This window comes from Chloroflexia bacterium SDU3-3 (assembly GCA_009268125.1).
Taxonomy (GTDB): domain Bacteria; phylum Chloroflexota; class Chloroflexia; order Chloroflexales; family Roseiflexaceae; genus SDU3-3.
The window spans coordinates 252,144-267,315 of sequence record WBOU01000001.1 but is presented as its reverse complement, the minus strand read 5'-3'; the positions used below and the strand labels follow the sequence as shown (position 1 = coordinate 267,315).

Genomic DNA, 15,172 nt, shown 5'->3' with positions numbered 1-15,172 from the left:
GCGGCGACACTACTTTTTGGAGGAACGCATGGATATTCTCACGGTGCGCAACCTTTCCAAGCTGTACGGGAAGGGCGGCACACAGATTAAGGCCGTGGATGATGTCAGCTTCAGCGTGGCGAAGGGCGAGTTTGTCGCGATTGTCGGCCCCTCGGGGTCGGGGAAATCGACCCTGCTGCACATCCTGGGCGGGGTGGATACGCCCAGCTCTGGCCAGGTGCTGGTGGGCGACACCGACATCTGCGCGCTCGACCAGACCAAGCTGGCGATCTTTCGCCGCCGCCAGATCGGGCTGATCTACCAGTTCTACAACCTGATCCCCATCCTCAACGTCGAGGAGAACATCGCGCTACCGCTGCTGCTGGATGAGCGCCGCCTGGACCCCGCCCGGCTCCAGGAGATCGTCGCCACGCTGGGGCTGGGCGAGCGGCGCACGCACCTGCCGAGCCAGCTCTCCGGCGGGCAGCAGCAGCGCGTCTCGATCGGGCGCGCGCTGGTCAACAACCCCGCGCTGGTGCTGGCCGACGAGCCGACCGGTAACCTGGATAGCGCCAACTCAAAAGATATCATCGCGCTGCTCAAGCTCTCCAACCAGCTGTACCAGCAGACGCTGATCATCGTGACTCACGACCGCAACATCGCCATGCAGGCCGACCGCATCATCACCTTTGGCGACGGGCGGATCGTGCGCGACGAGGCGGTGCACGTATGAGCTTCCTGACGACCTACACCCTCAAGCACCTGCGCCTGAACCGGAAGCGCACGGCGGTGACGATCCTGGGCGTGCTGCTGTCGTCGGCCCTGATCTGCGGGGTGCTGCTGCTGGGGGCCAGCTTCCAGCAGGTGATGATCGACCACGAGATCTTCATGGCGGGCAACTGGCACGCCCAGTTTTACGCCGTGCCCGCCGCCAAGGCTGGCGCTGTCGCCCAGCACCGCGCTGTCCAGGCCGCCATGCTCAGCAGGCCGCTCGGCAGCGCCAGCTACGGCAGCCACAGCGCGGTGCGCCCCTATCTCTATGTTGCCGCCTATGATGCGCTCATGTTCAAACATCAGCCCATCCGGCTGGTGGCTGGTCGCTTTCCCGAGAAGGATGATGAGCTGCTGATCTCGCCCGTGGCGAGCCAGGACTCCGGCCTAGAGCTGCGGCCTGGCTCGACCGTGCGGCTCTCGTTTGGCCAGCGGAATATCCCCGACTACGATACGATGGTCAAGGCCTGGGGCGGCGAGGCGTACGTGGCGCTGGCCGATGGGGAGACCTTCACCACCGCCGCCGCCAAGACCTACACGGTGGTGGGCCTGATGGCCCCGCTGGCCGACGAGACCAGCATGCCCGCCGCCTTCCCGGCCTTCACCTACCTCGACCCGACGCAGCTGGCAGCCTCGGACAGCGTGGATATCGCCATCCTGGCCCGCGACCCGCGTGGCGTGAACGCCAGCGCGCCCGAGATAGCCAAGGATGTGGGCCTGGTGGTGCGCAGCGGGCCAGATGGCCAGCCGCTGAGGGAGAGCATCGCCTACAACGAGGATCTGCTGCCATGGCTGGGTGGCAGCGGCCACGCCGAGTATGTGCGCTTCTTCCTGGCCACCCTGGCCATCCTGATCGCCCTGATTGTGGGCGGCTCGGCCCTGGTGATCTACAACGCCTTCGCTATCTCGACCGGCGAGCGCAAAAGGCAGTTTGGCATGTTCGCCAGCGTGGGTGCCACCTCGGCGCAGATCCGCCGCATCGTGCTGGCCGAGGCCGGGGTGATCGCGGCGGTTGGCATCCCGCTGGGCATCCTGAGTGCGATCGCCGGGGCCGCCATCCTGATGCGGCTCACCCAGGGCCTGGTGGCCGAGCTAATCCTGGATGCCGAGGAGGGGCTACCGCTGCTGGTCTCGCCGCAGGTCATTATCCTGACAGCAGCCTTCGCCGCCGTCACCACGCTGCTCTCGGCGTGGTGGCCCGCTCGCCGCGCCGCGCAGGTCTCGCCGATCGACGCTATCCGCCAGAGCGGCGAGATCCAGGATGCTGGCCCGCACAGCCTGCGCGCCAGCCCGCTGATCCGGCGCGTGTTCGGCTTCGAGGGCGAGCTGGCGCTCAAGTCGCTGCGGCGCGACCGCAAGAAGTACCTCACCACGCTGCTCTCGCTGATGATCAGCATCATCCTGTTTGTGTCGTTCAACTCGCTGATGCTGTACACCAGCACCACCGCCAGCATGGCCGTGCAGGCCATGAACTTCGACCTGATGATCGACCTGGACTATCGCGAGAGCCACGCCAACCGCTTTGCCGAGCTGGTCGGCCAACTGCCCGAGGTGCAGCGGGCCGCCTACCGCCGCTCCACCTACGAGCAGTACATCCCCGCGCGCGCGACGATCACCGAGCCGGCGCACCAGGCGCTGCGCGAGCTGCACGGCCTGGCGTTTGAAAACCTGCCCGAGGCCGTCGACGGCGGCACCTACAAGTTCGTGCTAGAGGTGAGCGCGGTGGGGCCGGATGAGTTCGCGCACTACGCCGCGCAGCTGGGCCTCGACCCGCAGCAGTACGCCGACCCATCGGTGCCCACAGGCATCTTGATCAACCACACCAGCCTGCGCCAGGGCGGCAAGCTGTATGATTTCGACCTGTTCAACCTGCGGCCAGGCGATACGATCACCGCCACCAACATCGCTGGCTCGCCCGAGAGCCTCACCTGGAAGATCGGTGCGGTCACGCGCGAGACGCCGCTGGGCTTTATGGGGGTGACGCTGGTGCCCGAGCTGATCGTCTCGGATGCCACCTTCGACGGCCTGCGCGACCGGCTGCTAGAGCTTGGCCCGATCAACCTTGGCCACATGGTCATCCAGAGCGATAGCCCGGATGCGGCGCTGGTGGCGATTGAGCGGCTCTACCAGGCCACCATCGGCGGTGAGTTCTCGTACCAGTCGATGAAGGACTTCAACCGCAGCCAGAGCCTGCGCACGCTGCTGACCAACCTGCTCTTCTACGGCTTCCTGACGCTGATCACGCTGATCGGGGTGATGAACATCATCAACACGCTGGACACCAATATCAAGCTGCGCCGCCGCGAGATCGCCATGCTGCGGTCGGCGGGGCTGACGCCGGGCAGCCTCCGGCGCATGCTGCGCTACGAGAGCCTGTTCTACGGCCTGACCGCGCTGCTCTATGGGCTGCCGCTGGGCATCGCCCTGAGCGCGCTGATCTACTACCAGTTCGACGGCGTCAGCGCCTTTGCGTTCACGCTGCCCTGGGGGGCGATCATGGCCTGCGTCGTTGGGACGATGGCGATCGTCTTCGCCACCATGATGATCTCTGGCGCGATGATCCGCAACGACACGATCGTGGATGCGATCAAGCAGGAGAATGTCTAGCGGTTCAATTTGTCGGTTTGGCAAAGGCTGTTGGCGGGTTGCTCTGGAGCAGCCCGCGCTGTTCGCGCAGGCGGCGGTGGCCCGCCAGCGGGCGCTACTACAGTTTCTGGTGGTATAACGATGGCGTATTTAGAAAAATAGGGCGTAAACCCCAGGAGCTTTAGCCCTGGGATAGAAGCCCTTCACTCGCTTTAGCCGCTTTAGTCGTTGACAGAACAGGCGTGCTATGATATATTGAGCGCAGTTATCTATCAAGGGTGATATATGGAACTGCGCCAGTCGAACAAGCCCTACCATACTGACCACAGCATCGTGTACAGTTGCCAGTACCACGTTATCTTTTGTCCAAAGTACCGCCGCAAGGTGCTGACTGATGGGGTGGCGACTCGGATGAAAGAACTCGTGTTCTCCAAGCAGGCTGACTATGGCTACAGCGTCATTGAGATGGATGTGATGCCTGATCATGTCCATCTTCTGCTTGATGTTGACCCACGAGCGGGTATCAACGTGGTTGTCGGCAAGATCAAAGGCTTCACGTCCCACGAGTTGCGGAATGAGTTCCCCTGGCTCAAGAAGCGCCTGCCGACGCTCTGGACACGCAGCAAGTTCATCTCAACCGTAGGAGCTGTCACACTCGATAGTGTCCAGCAGTACATCGAAAGCCAGAAGGGTGTGTGATGCGTAAGGCCTTCAAATATCGCATCTATCTCACGAACGGCCAGCGGCGCATGCTTGAGCGCCAGCTTGAAGAATGCCGGTGGGTCTATAACGAAACGCTTGCCACGCGCAAAAACGCCTGGGAACAGGAACAGCGCAATGTTGATTGGTACGAGACCAAGCGCGCATTGCCATTCCTGAAAGACGTGCGCCCATCGTTGAAGCTCGTTCACAGCCAGGTCTTGCAGAATGTGACCGAGCGCGTCGAGTTGGCGTTCAAGGCATTCTTTCGTCGCCTCAAGGCAGGCGAAGCGGACGTTGGCTATCCCCGTTTCAAGGGCAAGGGGCGCTACGATTCGATCACCTACCCGCAGTACGGCAACGGCGTGCGGCTTGATGGAGACCGGCTCATCCTCTCGAAAGTCGGTGCGGTGCGTGTTGTTGTGCATCGCCTGCTGGAAGGAACGCCCAAAACCGTCACCGTGTCCCGTTCGCCCACGGGCAAGTGGTACGCCTGCTTCTCGTGCGAGGTGGAAGCCCAATCCCTTCCGGTGTCGAACGAGGTTGTGGGTGTGGATGTCGGGTTGGCCTCGTTTGCGACGCTCTCGGATGGTGCAGAGCTTGCCAATCCGCGCTTCTACCGACGTGATGAGGCTGACGTGAAGCGCGTGCAAAAGCTGAAGGACGCCGCCAAAAACGCGCAGCGGTGGGATGAGCATCGTCGCCGCAAGAAGGCTCTGGCACACATCCACGAGCGAATTGCCAATCGTCGTTCCGACTTCGCACATAAGCGCAGCCGTGAACTGGTGAATTGCTATCAGGTGATCGTCTTTGAGCAGCTTGCCCCAATGGAGATGGGGCGAAGCCGTGGGATGCGAAAAAGCATTTTGGACGTGGCATGGAGCCAGTTTATCAGCATGACCGTCGCCAAAGCGGAAGAAGCTGGACGGCGCGTGGTGCTGGTGAATCCCCGCAACACATCCAAGCGGTGCTCGTCCTGCGGCGAACTCGTGCAGAAAGCGTTGCGTGACCGCACCCACACCTGCCCGCAGTGCGGGTTGGTGATGGGACGTGATCACAATGCTGCGCTCAACATTCTGCATCGGGGTCTTCAAATCCTCCAGTTGTAACCGAACGAGTGTGGGGCGGCACACGCAGAAGCCCAAGCCCTGGGGCTTGGGAGCCGTCACTATCCCCAGAGAAATATTGCTCTGGCTTCTCCGATAGATATGCTGTCTGAGATGGTTTGCCTTTGTCGCGCGCTGCGCGCGGTCGTTGTGTCGCCATAGATGCGGCGATAGCTCTGCTTCGGCTATCAGCTCAGGCTGATGTTGGTACAGGGATCGGTTGAGCAAGATATCGACATCTCGGAGCGCCTTTGTCAGAAACTCAGGGCTAAAGCACCCGGGCTTGTATCTCAACCCGAAGGCTGGACACCATAGGCCGTCTGACTTTCGGCCCGATTACGGATATTGATGGCAGCGTTGACATCGGCAGTAGCCTGATGCCTACACACGACACAACAGAATATAGCCTGCGAGCAGCGGTTGGCCTTCTCGCAGTGGCCACAGACCGAACAGGTACGGCTGGTATTTCGCGGGTCTACCGCGAGTACCGCTATCCCGATGCGCTGTGCCTTGTAGCTGATAAATTGTCGTAATTGGGCAAAGGCCCAGTTGCTGTGTCGCGACCGTTGCGTTGGCCCATTAACCCTTGTCCGCTGGCGAATATGCGTCAGTTCCTCTAACGCAATCGCTCGCTTCGTGCGTTCAGCCTTCGCAACCAGCTGCTTGCTGATGCGGTGGTTGGTATCCTTCTGAAATCGGCGCTGCTGCCCCGACAATTGGCGCAGCCGCCGCTTGGCCGACTTAGTGCCGACCGCTTGCAGTGCCGACCGGCGATGTACGTACCACTGCTGCTTGCGGTCGACCTGCGCGCCCAAGTGCGCCTCGCTGTCACTGTCAGTTGCCAGATTAACGATGCCTAGATCAATCCCGAGCACGCCATTCATCTGCTGCTCGTCCGGCTCCGGCACGTCACAAACCGCCAGCAGGTAGAACACACCGTTGTGAAAGACTAGATCACTCTCGCCCCTGCGGTACGGCAGCAGTGCGCGCTGATGATCCCCTAGGCTGTAGGGGATATATTGTCGCCCTGCAACCGTCCAAATCGTCACGGCCTCCTTGGCGGTGTACCAAGACAGGTTTCGGTCGTCAAATGCGAGAGCGCCGTGCGGACGGAACGAGCGTTGTACCTTCCGATCCAGCTTGTAGGCGTCTGCCACTTTTGCAATGCAGCGAATAAGGACCTGTGCACCGATCTGAAACGAGTCCTTAACGTGGTGATAGGCGAGTTTTTGAAGGGGGATACGGCGAAACTCATGCTCTTGCCATGCAATCGAACTGATCGCGTCACACGCAGCGTTCGCTTCGGTAAGCGTTGCGAGTAGGGCCGCGTGCTGCTCAGGAGACGGATTCAATCGAATTTGTGCAATGAGTTTCATATCGTATGAAGTGTAGTACAGGTGTGCGATAACGTCAAACGAAAGCAGCTCAAACGAGGGCGTTCCTCCTGGCAGTTTTCGCGCCTGGAAGAACGCCCTAAAGGGTAAACAACCGTGAGGAACTTCTCCAAATTGTCAACCGTGATGTGCCAGTAGTTTGCCTTGGTGTGTGATGCTGCTCTTATAGGTTCAGATCTCACTAGAGCGTCGATTAACGCCTTCGGTATTGAGCAAATAGGTGGGGAAAATATCACTGGCAACACCAATAAGCAGGTATTCTAAAAATGTAAGGGAAGTAATACCATATTCTTTCCAGATTCCAATTTTACGCCGAGGCCACGCTTTCATCCAAAAAAATGTTGGTTGACGTAATACTGGCTCAAAGGTTGGATGATCTAAGAAAAGTTTTTCGGCCCATTGCAAGTATTTCCTATTCACATTTTTAGGATTATGACCAAAAATAGTTGCTGCGCTGAGATCCCCTATATGATATTGATAGTTTGAACCCCATCGGCAGAAATTAGATTTATTGTGACGGATATTAGCAATGTTTATAGAAAGTCCGCCTTTTCGACCAATCTTCTCAGCTTTCCCAATATAGAGTGGTTGAATAATTCCTTGATCTAACCAATACATCATGTAAATAAGACCATCATAAATTTGCATTTCATGTTTGTAGTCGTTTATGACTTCCTCTGCTTGTTCTATGACCAATGCTTCCATTTCCTCGGAGCGCTTTAGAATGAGCCTATGATCTAATCCATATGGCTGTGTTTCAACGCGCATATCTTGCTGGGAAAATAAAGGTACAGATTTTTGTAAAACGCCATTATCATCGCAGAAATCTGTCCATAACTTTAGCTTTTGAGAGTAGTCTAAGATCTTAGTCATAAATGTTCTCGAAATAGCTATAACTTTTAAACCTAGCATAAAGGCTAGCAGAGTCTGTGTCAATAGGAAGGATTGATTGCCCTGAGAGGTCGGGGGGTGTGTCACATGCTTGCAGGTTTGGCGTATGTTCCGGGTGCTGGCTTTTGGTGGAGCAGGTACAATTTGTAGGGCGAGAGGTGCATGCAACAACGCCCCAAGGATTACGTCCTTGGGGCGTTGTGTGTTGTTGGTGACCCCGACTGGGTTCGAACCAGTAGCCTTCAGCTCCGGAGGCTGACGCTCTATCCAATTGAGCTACGGGGCCTCAAGACGCTGGCGATTGTACCACCCCGCGCGGCGGTTGTCAAGTGTTTCCCCAGGGGGTGTGCGGGCGGTGATCTGGGGCGATTTGCATGTTTTAAGGGAGTGTGCTATACTGCGCCGCGTTGGAAACGGGCCTCTAGCTCAACTGGCAGAGCAGTTGACTCTTAATCAATTGGTTCTGGGTTCGAGTCCCAGGGGGCCCACCAACCAACAATCACATACAGTCTCGATGGACCTCTAGCTCAACTGGCAGAGCAGTTGACTCTTAATCAATCGGTTCTGGGTTCGAGTCCCAGGGGGTCCACCACTCTTAAACTGTATAGCGTTTCTCGGGCCTCTAGCTCAACTGGCAGAGCAGTTGACTCTTAATCAATTGGTTCTGGGTTCGAGTCCCAGGGGGCCCACCAATCACATCCGCATCGTCCCGATGGACCTCTAGCTCAACTGGCAGAGCAGTTGACTCTTAATCAATTGGTTCTGGGTTCGAGTCCCAGGGGGTCCACCACCGCAGCCGCCGCGTAGCACACCTACGCGGCGGCTCTGCATATGGCTGCCGCATACTGGTCGGTTTTCTGCTATTATGGAACTGTCGCGCTGAGGTCGGGAGATGCCCCAGCGCCCGCCTGAAGAGGAGAAGAGACGATGAGCACCACAGATCACGAGGCACCCGAGCAGCTCTACCACGACAACCCCATGCGCCACAACTGGGAGCTGAGCAGCAAGGTCGGCACGGTCACGGGCATGGGCTTTGGCGCGGCGGTGGGGTCGGCCATTGGCGCTGCGGGCCTGTTCATCGGCGCGGTGCCGGGGGCGCTGGTGGGGGCGCTGGTGGGGGCGGTGGCGGGCGGCGCGGTGGGCGCTGCCGGCGATGCGCTGGCCATCTCGCGCAAGACGGGCATCTAGCCGCCGACTGAGGCGCGCTGGGCGGGCAGGTGTGGCGGTGCCATGCCTGCCCGCTTTCTTTTTTATGGGCGGTGCACGAAGCTGCTGATGAAGATCGTCAGGCCGATCAGCACCAGCACCCCCGGCCAGATCAGCCCGGAGGGGATGAGGAAGGCCAGCCCCAGCAGCCAGACCAGCGGGATGAGCCCTTGGGCTGGCCTGCCCTTGCGAGCGCTCTCAAGCGCCACTGCGATGCCGATCAGGATGAGTATGCCCGGCCACATGTGGTCGGTGGCGATCAGGAAGACGATGCCGATGGGGATGATCAGCCCGAGCGGGGAGTGCCCATGCGCCCTGCCGTAGCGCCACTGGCGCGAGGCAGTGCGGGCGCCGCGGCGCTGCGGCGGGATGGCCAGCGGGTCCGGGGCCGTGGGCAGCGTCAGCTGCGGGGTCTCGGTGCGGGCGGCAGGGCGGGGCGCGTAGCTCATCCGAGGTGGCGCGGGCTGGGGCGCGGCCACAGCGGGCCTCGGCGCGGGCGCTCGCTCGGGTGCGAGCGCCCGCCCGCAGTTGACGCAGTAGGTAGCATGCCCTGGGTTCATGACCCCACAGTCGCGGCAGATGGCTCCCTCGGGCGCGTCGGGCAGCCGCTCGGTCGCGCCGGTGGCGGCTGGCCGGGCCAGAAGCGCACCGCACTCGATGCAGAAGCGCCCGCCCGGCGGCGCGTCGGCGTGGCATATCGGGCAGCGCTCGTGCAGAATCTCGGTCATAGCTTAGGAATCTTCCTCTCGGCGCTGGAGCCGCTCGACCGCCTGGCGCTGCACCCATAGCGGCGGCACGCCATACATCGCCCGCTCGGCGTCGGTCACGCTCGGGTCCACGCGGCCCAGCGTCCAGCGGCCCTGCTCGCGCACAAACTGCGTGCCGAAGCGCTGCGCCCGACCGCACTGGATGAGCGAGCGATCCCATGCGGCGGCGATGATCGACCATGCCCGCGCGCTGCCCAGCGTGGCTGCCCGCCGCGCGAAGGTGCGCGCCAGCTCGAAGTGCGCCACCTCCTCGCCGTACAGCATTACCAGCGCGGCGTGGTAGTGGTCGTCGGCGGAGAGGATGACGCCCTGGTTGTAGAGGTCGAGCACGCGCATGCGCCGCTGCTTGCCGCGCTGGATGCGCTCGACGCTCTCGCTCTCGGTGTCGCTCAGCTGCTCGTCGGCGAGCCGCTCAAGTTCGTCGCTTGGCTCTTCCGGAATAAATGGCTCCACGATGCATCCCGTATATCAGTGCGTGTTTGCGTTGCCATATTATAGCATGGCGCTCTGCGGTATGCGGTGCTATGTCATAACGGCCTTCTTTTGGTGCCCCGCCGCTGCTTGCTTCCCATGCTTGTGCGATGTTAACTGTTCGTTATGGTTTCGTGAATCTTTCCCAGGTTGACGAAATGCAATAGTTCCACTAGTATAGAGCGTATCGGGCTACTTATTAAATAAACAGCCGTACAATCAGGCCGCGTCGGGCCAATCTTCGATGGAGATGTGGGAGAAGCGCTCCCCCTGAGCGGCCTTGCCGTTGCGCTCTGTGCTCCGAGGCCCCCTCTGCCGCGGCGTGTCTTCCCCCACATTCCCCTAGTGTGGTAGGTCTCGTATGAGCCCTATGATCAAGCTCCCGCTTACGGTCGAGTGCGCGCTGCTCGGGTTTCTGCGCGAGCGCCCGGTGCACGCCTACGAGATGCACCAGCAGATGCAGCAGGCCGAGGCGCTTGGCCTGGTGTGGCATCTCAAGCAGAGCCAGCTCTACGCCCTGCTCACCAAGCTGGAGGACGCGGGCTATATCGCGGCAGATCTGGAGCCGCAGGCCAACCGCCCGCCGCGCAAGATGCTAAGCCTCACCGAGCAAGGCCAGGTGTTCTTCGACCAGTGGCGTAGCACGCCGGTCGAACACGGGCGCGATTTCCGCATTGAGTTCTTGGCCAAGCTGTACTTTGCCCGCCAGGCTGGCAGCGGGGCGGTCGCGCAGCTGCTGGCGACCCAGCGCGAGGCCTGCCTGGGCTGGCTGGGCGCGCTGCGCGATCAGTCCGCCGCGCTCGATGAAGGCTCGTTCGAGTGGCTGGTGGTGCGCTTTCGCATCGGTCAGATCGAGGCGACGCTGGTCTGGCTCGACACATGTAGCTCGGCGCTCGCCCCTGCGGCGCTCTGCTAGATAGGCCACGTGGAGAAGCCCGCTTTGTCCTGAAAGGAACTGTCGGTATGAGCTGGGTTCGCAGATGTTCCACCTTGGCGCTGCTGATGGTGCTGTGCGCGTGTGCCGCGCAGCCCAGCGCCACCGCGCCCGTCGTTGAGGCCACCGCCAAGCCCACCGCCGCGCCCATCCCCACCTTCGCGCTGCCCACCGCCGAGGCCGCGACCGCCGAGGCTGCCGCCAGCGCCCCAGGCGACCATGTGACGCTGAATGTGTTTGCCGCTGCCTCGCTCACCGAGTCGTTTGGCGATATCGGTAAGAAGTTCGAGCAGGCCCACCCAGGCGTGACGGTGGTGTTCAACTTCGCTGGCTCGCAGCAGCTGGCGCAGCAGATCGCCCAGGGCGCGCCGGTGGATGTGTTCGCTTCGGCCAACACCGCGCAGATGAAGAACGTGATCACGGCGGGCCAGGTGATCAGCGGCACCCAGCAGACCTTCGTGCGCAACCGGTTGGTGCTGATCACGCCCAAAGAGTCGTCGGCGGGTGTCGCAGCGCTGGCCGATCTGGCCAGGCCTGGCCTCAAGCTCATCCTGGCCGATAGGTCGGTGCCGGTGGGCCAGTATGCGCTGGATGTGTTTGCCAAGGCCTCCAAGCTGCCCGAGTACACCGAGGCCTTCAGCCCGACGGTGCTGGCGAACGTGGTATCCTACGAGGAGAACGTGCGCGCGGTGCTCAGCAAGATCGCGCTGGGCGAGGGCGATGCGGGCATCGTCTACACCACCGATATCGTCGGCGACGCGGCAGATAAGGTGGCGCGGATCGAGATCCCCGACGACCTGAATACGATCGCCACCTACCCGATCGCCACCGTGAAGGATGCGGCAAACGCCGATCTGGCGCAGCAGTTTGTGGCGTATGTGCTCTCGCAGGAGGGCCAGGGCATCCTGGCTGGCTACGGCTTCATCCCGGCCGCCAAGCCCTAGGGGAAAGAGGACCAATGTGGCAGAACGCAGCCTGGCCCGCCCGCAGGTGGCCATGGTGAAGGTGCGGCGGCGCAGGGCGGCGGGGCTGCTGCTGCTGTGCATCCCGGCGCTGCTGGTGCTGTGTGTGCCGCTGGTGGCGCTTATCCTGCGGCTGGATATGCTGCAGATCGTCTCGCACCTGCGCGAGCCGTCGGTGATGCAGGCGGTGACGCTCAGCCTGACCACCAGCGGCATCACCGTGCTGATCGGCGTGGCGATCGGCACCCCGCTGGCCTACCTGCTGGCGCGGCGGCGCTTCCCAGGGCGGCGCACGCTCGACACGCTGATGGACCTGCCCATGGTGCTGCCGCCCTCGGTGGCTGGCATCGCCCTGCTGCTGGCCTTCGGGCGGCGCGGCCTGTTCGGGCCGCCGCTGGAGGCGCTGGGGCTGCATATCGCCTTCACCCAGGTGGCCGTGGTGATGGCCCAGCTGTTTGTCGCGCTGCCGCTCTACATCAAGACGGCCTCGGCGGGCTTTGTGGAGATCGACCGCGACCTGGAGCAGGCCGCGGCGGTGGATGGAGCAGGCCCTGGCCACGTGTTCTGGCTGATCACCCTGCCGCTCTCGCGCACGGCCCTGATTACGGGCGCGGTGCTGATGTGGGCACGCGCGCTGGGCGAGTTCGGCGCGACGATTATCTTCGCGGGCAATTTCCCCGGACGCACGCAGACGATGCCGCTGGCTATCTACATCGGCTTCGAGCTGGATCTGAGCGTGGCGCTCACGCTCTCGGCCATCCTGCTGGTGATCTCGTTCGGGGTGCTGTTTGTGGTCAAGGGCATCTTCCACCGCTCGGTCTAGCCTGCTCACTCGGGTAGCAGGCGGGGCCGCTGCGCCCCCGCTTTTCTGCACATGTGCGCAAGATCTCCCAGACTTTTTCATATTTTCTAAATATGCCATTTGTATGCTGCTCTATGCTGGCGGCTGTCTGGCTGCCGCATAGCTCGCATGGCTTTCCCATGCGAACCGTAAGCATATGGGAGGGAAAAGATGAAGCCTTCTTTCTCCAAGCGCATCCTGATCGGCGGCGTCGCTCTCGCCCTCGGTGTTGGCGCGGTGGCGTCGCTGGCCTCGCTCGGCGTGGCGCATGGTGCGGGCCGCGTGGTGGCGGCGCAGGCCACGCCCGCTGCCGGGCAGGGCAAGCACGGCAAGGGCGGCGGCCCGCAGGGCGGCGGGCAGCGCGGCGGCGCGATGCATGGCGCTGTGGGCTCGGTGACGGCCATCAGCGGCAACACCATCACGCTGGCCGGGAAGAACAGCGTGAGCGTGACCGTGACGGTGAGCAGCACCACCACGTTTAGCAAGCAGGCCACGGTGGCGCTGGCCGATGTGCCCGTGGGCAAGCAGATCCAGGCCGTCGGCACGCTAGATGGCAGCACCTTCACCGCTACCAGGATCCACGTGATGGATAAGGCCGCGCAGGACACGCCGCGCCAGGGTCAGCCCAAGCGCGGCGCGGGCCAGGGCCAGCGAGGCGGCGCGGCCAAGCCCACCACCACGGCCACCGCCACGCCCAAGGCCAAGGATGCTGGACACCTCATGGGCACCGTCACCGCCGCATCCGCCGACAGCCTGACCGTCACCAAGGCCGACGGCAGCACCGTCACGGTGAAGCTGGCCAGCGGCGGCAGCGTGCACCAGCAGGTGAGCGCCAGCCTGGCCGATGTGACCGTGGGCACCACGATCCGGGCCGCGGGCCAGCGCAGCGGTACCAGTGTAGCGGCCCAGCACATCGCCATCCTGCCTGCGGCGAAGTAGCAGCGCCGCGCCAACCGGCCTAGCGTTATATACAGGGTGCGCCATATTGGCGCACTCTGTTGGGTTCAATTCGATTGATATATATACATTTCATTGGAATATATGATAGAAGGTTGGTGAATGTGGCCAGATTACACTTGCCCAACGAGCTGGAGTCTGCAGCGCTCCCGCCACTCCCTAGCGGAAGATCGACAGGTGATACTCGCGCAGCACCGCCGCGCCCTGGCGCACAACGCCGGTGTCGAAGAACAGCCGCTGCAGCATGGCCTCATCGTCGAGTGTGGCCAGGGCCTGGCGGGCTGGGGCGAGGAACTCGTACTGCCAGCGGAAGTGATCGATGCCCTTGATGGTGCAGAGCAGCGTGGCTGCGGCTATGACCCCAACGATGCTATAGCAGGCCGTGCGCGCCCACGCGCGGCCCGCATGCCGCCCGCCCAGGGCCAGCAGCGCCACCAGCGCCACCCAGAACAGCGTGGCCGTGGTGGCGTAGCGCTGGGCCATGGCCTGGTGCATACCGTAGCTGGCGCGGCCAAGGCTGGTGGATGCGCCCGTGCCCAGCGCGTAGAGCGCCAGCCCCAGGTAGGGCAGCAGCCCGCGCCAGCCTATGGCCCGCGCCGCCAGCCACGCGGCCAGCGGCAGCAGCGCCAGCCCGGCGAGTCCCGCGCCGATCGCGGCGGTGTTGACATAGCTGCACAGGTCGCTGTCGCCCAGGTTGCAGATCGCGCGGTGGTCGCCGGTGGCCAGGCTGAACACCAGCTCCACCGCGCCGCGCACGGGCGGCGCGCCCAAGTAGGTGAGCGCATAGCCCGCGTAGCTGCCGATCTGGCCGAGCACCGCGTCCGCGCTGGGTGTCTGCGAGGTCCAGCTGTAGCCGTGGAAGAACGCGCCGACCGTGGCCGCGCCACATGCCAGCCACGCCGCCAGATAGCGGCGCTGCCCCCTGCGCCAGCCTCCGCCCGCCGCCAGCAGCGCCGCGCCCAGCGGCCACAGCAGCAGCCCGTTGCTGTAGGAGAAGCTAGCCACCACGCTGCAGCCTGCCGCGAGGAGCAGCCTGCCCCAGCGCTGCTCGCCTGCGCCCAGCAGCAGGATGGCGGCGCACGCCCCCAGCACGTTTAGGAAGATCTGGATGTTCCAGCCGCCCCACCAGTTCTCCGACTGCCCGAGCGAGAAGATCATGAGCGAGAGGATAGGGGCCAGCGCCGGGGCTGCGCCGCCCGCCCGCCGTGCGCTGGCGCGCACCTGCCACAGCAGCAGGCCGCATGTGGCGCTGGCCAGCGCCACGTTGGCCAGCATCTCGGCGCGGGTGCTCCAGCCGGTGAGCCAAGCAAGCCCCAGCATCAGCAGGCGCGGGAACAGCAGGCGGTGCTCGTTGTGCTGTGCCCACAGCTCGCCTAGGTTCAGCCGCCCCTGGTAGGCGTGCTGCAGCAGCGGCACCAGCGCCCACTGGTCGGCAAAAGGCACATCGACGGTGAGCGTGAGGATGAGGATGATGACATACAGCGGCGGGATGAGCGCCAGGATGAGCAGCGCGGCCTGGGCGAGGTGTGAGCGTGTGGTGGTGTGGTGAAGGTGCGCTTGGTTTGGTGCGATCACCAGCGTGTCCCTCTTCGTTCACAGATTCGGCTT

At 62.7% G+C, this 15,172-nt stretch carries 14 protein-coding genes and 5 tRNA genes; 13 read left to right on the top strand and 6 right to left on the bottom strand.

Annotated elements, in window-relative coordinates:
- Positions 1–28: 28 nt before the first annotated feature.
- The 4 genes from F8S13_01235 (at position 29) to F8S13_01220 (ending at position 5,144) form a co-directional block, all read left to right on the top strand.
- A complete protein-coding gene (locus tag F8S13_01235) occupies positions 29–712 on the top strand; it encodes an ABC transporter ATP-binding protein (GenBank protein ID KAB8145733.1) in 684 nt (227 codons plus the stop codon).
- The gene (locus F8S13_01230) at positions 709–3,357 is read left to right on the top strand and encodes an FtsX-like permease family protein (protein ID KAB8145732.1); all 2,649 of its coding nucleotides are present in this window, start codon (positions 709–711) and stop codon (positions 3,355–3,357) included. Before F8S13_01235 ends, F8S13_01230 begins: the two co-directional genes overlap by 4 nt.
- 264 nt (positions 3,358–3,621) lie before the next feature.
- Positions 3,622–4,035: an IS200/IS605 family transposase gene (tnpA, locus tag F8S13_01225; GenBank protein ID KAB8145731.1), complete on the top strand. Its 414-nt coding sequence runs from the start codon at positions 3,622–3,624 to the stop codon at positions 4,033–4,035.
- On the top strand, positions 4,035–5,144 hold the full coding sequence (locus F8S13_01220; GenBank protein ID KAB8145730.1) for an IS200/IS605 family element transposase accessory protein TnpB: 1,110 nt from the start codon (positions 4,035–4,037) through the stop codon (positions 5,142–5,144). The genes tnpA and F8S13_01220 overlap by 1 nt, the downstream gene beginning before the upstream one ends.
- Before the next feature lie 287 nt (positions 5,145–5,431).
- Here the strand turns inward: F8S13_01220 and F8S13_01215 are convergent, their stop codons facing one another.
- From F8S13_01215 to F8S13_01205, 3 genes are all read right to left on the bottom strand, one after another.
- Positions 5,432–6,517, bottom strand: coding sequence for an IS200/IS605 family element transposase accessory protein TnpB (locus F8S13_01215; GenBank protein KAB8145729.1), 1,086 nt, complete (start codon positions 6,515–6,517; stop codon positions 5,432–5,434).
- A gap of 189 nt (positions 6,518–6,706) precedes the next feature.
- Positions 6,707–7,408, bottom strand: coding sequence for a hypothetical protein (locus F8S13_01210; GenBank protein KAB8145728.1), 702 nt, complete (start codon positions 7,406–7,408; stop codon positions 6,707–6,709).
- 227 nt (positions 7,409–7,635) lie between these two features.
- Positions 7,636–7,712 (bottom strand) — tRNA-Arg (locus tag F8S13_01205).
- A gap of 129 nt (positions 7,713–7,841) precedes the next feature.
- On the opposite strand from F8S13_01205, the gene F8S13_01200 reads away from it, so the two are divergent.
- The 5 genes from F8S13_01200 (at position 7,842) to F8S13_01180 (ending at position 8,614) form a co-directional block, all read left to right on the top strand.
- A tRNA-Lys gene (locus F8S13_01200) sits at positions 7,842–7,917 on the top strand.
- Between the two features lie 25 nt (positions 7,918–7,942).
- A tRNA-Lys gene (locus tag F8S13_01195) sits at positions 7,943–8,018 on the top strand.
- A 24-nt stretch (positions 8,019–8,042) separates the two neighbouring features.
- Positions 8,043–8,118, top strand: a tRNA-Lys gene (locus F8S13_01190).
- 22 nt (positions 8,119–8,140) lie between these two features.
- Positions 8,141–8,216, top strand: a tRNA-Lys gene (locus tag F8S13_01185).
- A 137-nt stretch (positions 8,217–8,353) separates the two neighbouring features.
- Complete coding sequence (locus F8S13_01180) at positions 8,354–8,614, top strand: hypothetical protein (GenBank protein ID KAB8145727.1); 261 nt, start codon at positions 8,354–8,356, stop codon at positions 8,612–8,614.
- 62 nt (positions 8,615–8,676) lie between these two features.
- Here the strand turns inward: F8S13_01180 and F8S13_01175 are convergent, their stop codons facing one another.
- Positions 8,677–9,360 (bottom strand): zinc ribbon domain-containing protein, encoded by a 684-nt coding sequence (locus tag F8S13_01175; protein ID KAB8145726.1) that lies wholly within the window; start codon positions 9,358–9,360, stop codon positions 8,677–8,679.
- 3 nt (positions 9,361–9,363) lie between these two features.
- The gene (locus F8S13_01170; protein ID KAB8145725.1) at positions 9,364–9,852 is read right to left on the bottom strand and encodes a hypothetical protein; all 489 of its coding nucleotides are present in this window, start codon (positions 9,850–9,852) and stop codon (positions 9,364–9,366) included.
- A gap of 388 nt (positions 9,853–10,240) precedes the next feature.
- Here F8S13_01170 and F8S13_01165 point away from each other — a divergent pair, with 388 nt between their 5' ends.
- The 4 genes from F8S13_01165 (at position 10,241) to F8S13_01150 (ending at position 13,546) form a co-directional block, all read left to right on the top strand.
- Positions 10,241–10,786 carry a PadR family transcriptional regulator gene (locus tag F8S13_01165; protein KAB8145724.1) on the top strand — a complete coding sequence of 182 codons (546 nt, stop codon included), beginning with the start codon at positions 10,241–10,243 and terminating at the stop codon, positions 10,784–10,786.
- A 47-nt stretch (positions 10,787–10,833) separates the two neighbouring features.
- Positions 10,834–11,748, top strand: coding sequence for a molybdate ABC transporter substrate-binding protein (modA, locus tag F8S13_01160; protein ID KAB8145723.1), 915 nt, complete (start codon positions 10,834–10,836; stop codon positions 11,746–11,748).
- Positions 11,749–11,800: 52 nt separating this feature from the next.
- Positions 11,801–12,589, top strand: a complete 789-nt coding sequence (gene modB, locus F8S13_01155; protein ID KAB8146076.1) for a molybdate ABC transporter permease subunit — start codon at positions 11,801–11,803, stop codon at positions 12,587–12,589.
- Positions 12,590–12,778: 189 nt separating this feature from the next.
- A complete protein-coding gene (locus tag F8S13_01150) occupies positions 12,779–13,546 on the top strand; it encodes a hypothetical protein (GenBank protein KAB8145722.1) in 768 nt (255 codons plus the stop codon).
- 177 nt (positions 13,547–13,723) lie between these two features.
- Here the strand turns inward: F8S13_01150 and F8S13_01145 are convergent, their stop codons facing one another.
- Entirely contained in the window at positions 13,724–15,139 is a 1,416-nt protein-coding gene (locus F8S13_01145) for a hypothetical protein (protein KAB8145721.1), read from the bottom strand.
- Positions 15,140–15,172: the final 33 nt, after the last annotated feature.